We start from the raw sequence: 6,457 nt of genomic DNA, 5'->3' as shown, positions 1-6,457 counted from the left end.
GGCCTGGGAAGAGCACCTGCCACGCTGCTGGCCATGAAGGCCGCAGGCCAATTGCGATACGTCGGCATCACCACCTCGGAGGGGCGGCGGCACCGCGAGATCGAGGCTGTGATGCGCAGGCAGCCGATCGACTTCGTGCAGATCAGCTACAACCTGCTCGACCGCGACGTCGAGCAACGCATCTTGCCGCTGGCGCAGGAGCGCAGCATTGCGGTCATCGTCAACCGGCCGTTTCGCCAGGGTGATTTGCTGCGCGACCTGCAACGCCACCCGCTGCCGGCCTGGGCGGCCGAGATCGGGTGCGACGGCTGGGCGCAGTTCGCGCTCAAGTTCATCGTCTCGCACCCGTCAGTGACCTGCGCCATTCCGGCCACCGGCAGCGTGGCCCATGTGCGGCAGAACCTCGGCGCGGCGCGCGGCCTCATGCCCGACGCGGCCATGCGCAGACGCATGGCCGACCACGTGGCGGCGCTGTGATGTCGGAGTGGTGGACGTACCGACTGTCTGATTTCCTGCTGTTTTCGCCGCGCACCTACTACCGCCTGTTCGAGCTCTACAACGCCGAGGTCTGGCCGCTGCAGTTCGTGGCGCTCGCACTCGGCGTGACGCTCGTTTTCTTGTCGGTGCGGCGCGAAGCCTGGGCCGCACGCGCGGTGTGCGTGGGGCTCGCCGCGTGCTGGTTGTGGGTGGCATGGGCGTTTCACTGGCAGCGCTTCGCGAGCATCAACTGGGCCGCCACCTGGTATGCCGGCGCGTTTGCAATTCAAGCCGCGCTGCTCTTGGGCTGTGCGGCGCTCAAGCGCCCTTCACCCCCTGCGCCGAAAGGGCTGCAGCTCATCGGGTGGGGCCTGCTGCTGCTTGCGCTGGTGGGCCAACCTTGGCTCGCTGTGCTGCTGGGCCGGCCCTTTGGCCAGGCCGAAGTGTTTGGCCTCATGCCCGACCCAACCGCCGTGGCCACGCTGGGCCTGCTGCTGCTCACACCACGTCGAAGCCTGGGGTGGCTGCTGTGGCCCATTCCCGTGGTGTGGTGTTTCGTGAGCGGCGCCACCTTGTGGGCCTTGAATGCGCCCGAGGCGTGGCTGCTGCCCACCCTCTCGACGCTGGCGCTGGTGGCCGCCGTCAACCCGCGTCTTGCAGCTCGTTCGGCAGTGCGCTGAGCCGAGCCGTCCAGCCGACGATGCCGCCCTGGGCGCGAATCATCGCGAGCGTCGATTCCTTGAACTCGGGGAAATACGAGCCGGTGGCCTCTTCGATGATCAGGCACTCGTGGCCCCGGTCGTTGGCTTCGCGCATGGTCGTCTGGACGCAGACCTCGGTGGTCACGCCGCCGAAGATCAGGTGGGTGATGCCGCGCGATTGCAGCGCTTCCGTGAGCGGTGTGCCGTAGAAAGCACCCTTGCCGGGCTTGGCGATGACGATGTCGCCCTCCTGCGGCAACAGCTCGGGCACGAAACCGGCACCCGGCTCACCCTTGATCAGGATGCGGCCCATGCTGCCCGGGTCGCCGATACGCAGGCTCGGTTTGCCCCGCAACCGCTTGGCAGGCGGGCAGTCGGACAGGTCGGGTTCGTGGCACTCCTGGGTGTGGATCACCAGCACGCCCTGCGCGCGGCACCAGGCGATCAACGCGGCGGCGGCGGGCACCACGGGTGCGAGGAGCGACACGTCGTTGCCCAGCGTGGCGCCAAAGCCGCCGGGCTCGATGAAGTCGCGTTGCATGTCGATCATGACCAGCGCGGTGTGCTTCGGGTCGAAGCTGAAGGGGGTGGGCTGAGCGTTGATCGTGATCATGGTTGTGCATCAAGTTTTTTTCCAACGCAAAGGCGCAAGGAACGCAAAGTTCGCGAAGGAAATACCAGCGCTTCCTTTCTTTGCGACCTTTGCGTTCTTTGCGCCTTGGCGGTGAAGAGACCTCTCAATGTGCACCGCCCCCCATGAACGCGCCCAGCCGGTTCCGATCGGCCTGCCGTGCATCGGCCTCGTGCACCACCTTGCCTGCGCTCATCACGGCAATGCGGTCCGACAAGGCCAGCAACTCGTCGAGGTCTTCGCTGATGAGCAGCACCGCCCCCCCCCGGTTGCGCACGTCCATCAGGCGCTGGTGGATCTCGGCCACGGCGGCGAAGTCAAGGCCGAACACCGGGTTGGAAACGATCAGCACATCGGCATCGTCACTCAGCTCGCGCGCCAACACGGCGCGCTGCAAGTTGCCGCCGCTGAGCGAACGAATCTGCGCCAGCTCACCGCGTGTCTTGACACCGAACTCGGTGATCAACTTGCGCGCACGTTCGCGCAGCGTGCTGCCCCGCAGCCAACCCATGCGCGCGGCCGGGGCGATGTCGAAGGTGCGCAGGCCGATGTTGTCGGACACGCTCAGGTCGCCCACACAGGCGTTGCGCAATGGCTCTTCGGGCAGGCTGCGCACCTTGAGACGGCGGTTCTGTGAGCGCGTGCCGGTGAAACTCTCGGCACCGACCCTCACCTCACCCGACACCCGCCGGCGCTGCCCCACCAAGGCCTCGGCCAGCTCACGCTGCCCGTTGCCCGAGACACCGGCCACACCGACGATCTCGCCCGCATGCACGTTGATGCTCAGGCCATCGACGGCAATCTGCCCACGGTCACCGTCGACGGTGAGCCCCTTCACCTGCAGCCTGGGCTCGCCGCGCTCACGGTCGGCCCGCTGCGGCGCGGCGAACTCGCGCCTGGCGTCATCGTCACCGCCGACCATCTCCACCGCCAGCTGCTGCGGCGTGGTCTCGTCGACGCGGTGCGCTGCCACCAGCTTGCCCTTGCGCAGCACGCTCACATCGTCGGCATAAGCCGTGACCTCGCGGAACTTGTGGGTGATGAGGATGATGCTGCACTCGCCCGCGTGCGCACGGTCGCGCAACAGGCCCAGCACTTCGTCGGCCTCTTGCGGTGTGAGCACCGAAGTGGGTTCGTCGAGGATGAGCAAACGCGGCTTGAGCAGCAGCTGCTTCAGGATCTCGAGCTTCTGCTTTTGCCCGGCCGACAGTTCTTGCGGCGTGGCGTCGAGGTCGAGCTTGAAGGGCGTCGTTTCCAGAAAGGCGGCCAGTGCAGCACGCTCTTTTTTCCAATCGATCACCGCCGGCAGGTGGCCGCGCGCCAGCAGCAGGTTTTCGGCCACCGTCATGCCCGGCACCACGGTGAAGTGCTGGTAGACCATGCCGATGCCCAGGTCGCGCGCGATCACCGGGGAGTTGATGTCGTGCTCGCGGCCGTCGAGCAGCACGGCGCCCTCTTCGGCCTTCTGGTAGCCCACCACACACTTGACCAGCGTGCTCTTGCCCGCGCCGTTTTCGCCCAGCAGTGCGTGCACGGTGCCCGGCCGCACCTTGAGCGAGACCTTGTCCATGGCGGTGAAGGCACCAAAACGTTTGGTCAGCTCGAAGGTGTCGAGCGCGAGCGCACCGGTCGCGCGCGGCACGGGGTCGAGCGGTGCGGTCATGTGCTGATGACCTCGATGACGGATTGCGAATCGGACACCGCACCGAACACCCCGCCCTGCATGGTCACCATCTTCAGCGCCGCCTCGTGGTTGCCGAGGTCGGTGGCGGCCGTGCAGTCCGACAGGATGAGGCATTCGTAGCCGCGGTCGTTGGCGTCGCGCAGGGTGGTGTGCACACACACGTCGGTGGTGATGCCGGTCAAGATCAGGTTGCGGATGCCGCGTGTGCGCAGGATCAGGTCGAAGCTGGTCGCGTAGAACGAGCCCTTGCCGGGTTTGTCGATCACCGGCTCGCCAGGCAGTGGGGCCAGCTCGGGAATGATTTCCCAACCCGGCTCGCCGATGGTGAGGATGCGGCCACACGGCCCCATGTCGCCGATGCCGATGCCGTTGCTGCCGATCCTCCGCGAGCGCCAGCGTTTGTTCGCCGGCAGGTCGCTCATGTCGGGTTGGTGCCCTTCACGCGTGTGGATGATCGGGTAACCCGCCGCACGCATTGCCGCGAACAACTGCTTCAGCGGCGCGATGGGCGCGCGCGTGAGCGAGATGTCGTAGCCCATCTTGTCGACGTAGCCGCCTTCGCCGCAGAAGTCGACCTGCATGTCGATCACCACAAGCGCGGTGTTCTGCGGTGTGAGCTGGCCGTCGAAGGGCCAGCGGTAGGGGTTGGCGGCGATGTACTTTTCCACCTCAAGCCACCTTCTTCATCACGGGGATCTGCGAGCCGATGTAGCTGCGTGTGGGCGCTGCAAAGCCGCAGCTCGTGCCGTCGGTCACCTTCACGCTCGCTTCCCATGGCAGCACGTAGCGGCCGGCCGCCATGTCGTGCATGTAGGTGTAAGGGCAGTCTTGCGCGCCGCCCTTCACCGCCACATAGCCGCGGTGGTAGAGCTGGTAGATGTTGTTTTCCACCCCCCAGCCGGCGCGCGCTTCGCGCACGAGGTCGGGCCGCAATTCGCAGGTGATGATTTCATCAACACGGCCACTGCCTTCGACCATCACCGTGCCGTCGAAGTGGCAGAACATGCCCTCGCCCATCGAATCGAAGCTGCCGTCGCTGCCGCACATGCAGACGTTGGCGGTGTAGGCGAGGTTGCAGAACGCGTTGGCCTGGTTGGTGATCTTCCACGCGTGCCGAATCGGCGCCGTGTAGCCTGCGGTGCGCAAGATGATCTCGGCGCCCTTGTACGTGGCCTCACGCGCCATCTCGGGGAACATGCCGTCGTGGCAGATGATGAGCGCGAGCTTCGAGCCATTCGGCCCATCGCACACCGGGATGCCCAGGTTGCCCGGCTCCCACGGCTCGACCGGCACCCAGGGGTGGAGCTTGCGGTAGTAGAGCTGGATGGCTCCGGCATCGTCGATGATCAGCCCGCTGTTGTACGGGTTGCCATCGGGGTTGACTTCCATGATGGAGAAGCAGCCCCAGATCTTGTGGTCGATGCACGCCTGCTTGAAGGCGGCGACCTCGGGGCCGTCGAGGCGGCACATGATCTCGGGCGAGGTGTCCATGCTCAAGCCGTGCAGCGAGTACTCGGGGAACACCACCAGGTCCATCGTCGACTGGTTGCGCCGCGCCTTGGCCACCATGTCGCAGATGCGCTGCGTTTGGGCCGCGAGGTCGGCCGAAGTTTTGACCACCGGCAGCTGCAGCTGCACCAGGCCGATGACGACGCCATGCGCCGATTTGTTCAAGCCACCGAGTCCGCTCATGTGTGTCTCCTTGCTAACGTGTGACGCCCAGTTCCATCGGCGCGCCCTTGACGCTGCGTGTGGGTGAGCAGGTCCAGATCAGGATCACCAGCGTGAGGACATACGGCACCGCATTGAAGAGGTAGTAGCCGCTGCTGATGCCCACCGATTGCAGCGCGGGGCCGAGTGCGCCTGCGCCACCGAACAAGAGTGCTGCGCCCAGGCATCGCCACGGGCTCCAGCGCGCAAAGATCACCAGCGCCACGGCGATCAAGCCCTGGCCGCTGGACAGACCTTCGTTCCAGCTGCCGGGGTAATAAAGCGAGAGCGACGCGCCGCCCAGGCCGGCGATGAAGCCACCCGCGCAGGTGGCCGCAATGCGGATGCCGTTGACGGAGTAGCCGAGCGCACGCGCCGCGTCGCTGGAGTCACCGGCCATGCGCAGCACCAGGCCGAATCGCGTGGCCTTGAAGCCCCAGGCCAGCAATGCGGCGAGCAGCACGCCGATGGGGAACAGCATGTTGATCTGCAGCGCCGACCTGATCTGCGCGGAGCTGCTCCAGTCACCGAGGTTGAGCGAAGGAATCTGCGGCGCCTGCGGCTGGATCAACGGCTTGCCGAGGTAGAAGGCCAGGCCGCTGCCGAGCAGCATGATCGCGATGCCGGTCGCGATGTCGTTGACTCTCGGGAGAGAGCAGACGAGGCCGTGCAACAAGGCCAGCAGCGCCCCGCAGACGCCGGCGAGCAGCACACCAAGCCACACGTTGCCGGTGAGGTAGGCCCCGCCGAAGCCGGCCATGGCGGAGAAGACCAGCACACCTTCGAGGCCGAGGTTGATGCGGCCGGCTTTTTCGGTGATGCATTCGCCGAGGCTGACCAGCAGAAAGGGGGTGCCGACGCGGATGGCGCCGCCGAGCACGGCGACGAGCACGTTGAGGAAGATGTCCATGCTGCTCATGTCGTGGGCCTCGTGATTCCCGCCATGCGCGTCATTCCCGCGGAGGCCGCGCCGACGTCATTCCCGCCCTTCGACGGGCTCAGGACAGGCCGTGCTTCGCCCGGGCGTGAATCCAGGATGCTTGCGCAACTCCAACCGTTCGGGCTGAGGTATCGAAGCCTTGCTCTGGTTGTGCCGTTTCGCGTGACATCTTCTTCGTACTGCGTGATACCGCGTCGGGATGTCGTCCCGACAGCCGACCTACTTGTTCTTTGCTTCGCCAAAGAAAAGTAGGCAAAAGAAAGGCGACCCTGCTCGTCGGTCGGCCTAGGGCCGACTGCTCTGCGCTGCTCGGT

The 6,457-nt window shown here is 66.0% G+C and carries 7 protein-coding genes; 2 read left to right on the top strand and 5 right to left on the bottom strand.

The window, feature by feature from the left end; translation table 11 throughout:
- Both RMO40_RS05085 and RMO40_RS05080 read left to right on the top strand, forming a co-directional pair.
- Positions 1–477, top strand: a 477-nt coding sequence (locus RMO40_RS05085; protein WP_309717213.1) for an aldo/keto reductase, incomplete at its 5' end; no start/stop codon positions are given.
- Positions 477–1,157, top strand: coding sequence for a DUF6064 family protein (locus RMO40_RS05080; protein WP_309717210.1), 681 nt, complete (start codon positions 477–479; stop codon positions 1,155–1,157). The genes RMO40_RS05085 and RMO40_RS05080, both read left to right, overlap by 1 nt.
- On the opposite strand, the gene RMO40_RS05075 is transcribed toward RMO40_RS05080, so the two are convergent.
- The 5 genes from RMO40_RS05075 to RMO40_RS05055 form a co-directional block, all read right to left on the bottom strand.
- Positions 1,120–1,791: an isochorismatase family cysteine hydrolase gene (locus RMO40_RS05075; protein WP_309717207.1), complete on the bottom strand. Its 672-nt coding sequence runs from the start codon at positions 1,789–1,791 to the stop codon at positions 1,120–1,122. The genes RMO40_RS05080 and RMO40_RS05075 overlap by 38 nt on opposite strands.
- A gap of 124 nt (positions 1,792–1,915) precedes the next feature.
- Positions 1,916–3,472 (bottom strand): ATP-binding cassette domain-containing protein, encoded by a 1,557-nt coding sequence (locus RMO40_RS05070; RefSeq protein WP_309717204.1) that lies wholly within the window; start codon positions 3,470–3,472, stop codon positions 1,916–1,918.
- Positions 3,469–4,161 carry a biuret amidohydrolase gene (biuH, locus tag RMO40_RS05065; protein WP_309717202.1) on the bottom strand — a complete coding sequence of 231 codons (693 nt, stop codon included), beginning with the start codon at positions 4,159–4,161 and terminating at the stop codon, positions 3,469–3,471. The genes RMO40_RS05070 and biuH overlap by 4 nt, the downstream gene beginning before the upstream one ends.
- A 1-nt stretch (position 4,162) precedes the next feature.
- The gene (locus RMO40_RS05060) at positions 4,163–5,185 is read right to left on the bottom strand and encodes a formamidase (protein WP_309717199.1); all 1,023 of its coding nucleotides are present in this window, start codon (positions 5,183–5,185) and stop codon (positions 4,163–4,165) included.
- Positions 5,186–5,198: 13 nt separating this feature from the next.
- Positions 5,199–6,113 (bottom strand): ABC transporter permease, encoded by a 915-nt coding sequence (locus RMO40_RS05055; RefSeq protein ID WP_489660110.1) that lies wholly within the window; start codon positions 6,111–6,113, stop codon positions 5,199–5,201.
- Between the last annotated feature and the right edge of the window lie 344 nt (positions 6,114–6,457).

Origin of the sequence: Rhizobacter sp. (genome assembly GCF_031412075.1) — a bacterium.
Classification (GTDB): Bacteria; Pseudomonadota; Gammaproteobacteria; order Burkholderiales; family Burkholderiaceae_C; genus Rhizobacter.
The sequence above is the reverse complement of the archived record's forward strand: the minus strand, read 5'-3'. Positions and strand labels throughout refer to the sequence as shown.

What these genes read in the sequence shown, in the direction of transcription:
- RMO40_RS05080 (WP_309717210.1), top strand. Translation starts at nt 477, where the DNA reads ATGTCGGAGTGGTGGACGTACCGACTGTCTGATTTCCTGCTGTTTTCG.
- RMO40_RS05075 (WP_309717207.1), bottom strand. Translation starts at nt 1,791, where the DNA reads ATGATCACGATCAACGCTCAGCCCACCCCCTTCAGCTTCGACCCGAAG.
- RMO40_RS05070 (WP_309717204.1), bottom strand. Translation starts at nt 3,472, where the DNA reads ATGACCGCACCGCTCGACCCCGTGCCGCGCGCGACCGGTGCGCTCGCG.
- RMO40_RS05060 (WP_309717199.1), bottom strand. Translation starts at nt 5,185, where the DNA reads ATGAGCGGACTCGGTGGCTTGAACAAATCGGCGCATGGCGTCGTCATC.
- RMO40_RS05055 (WP_489660110.1), bottom strand. Translation starts at nt 6,113, where the DNA reads ATGGACATCTTCCTCAACGTGCTCGTCGCCGTGCTCGGCGGCGCCATC.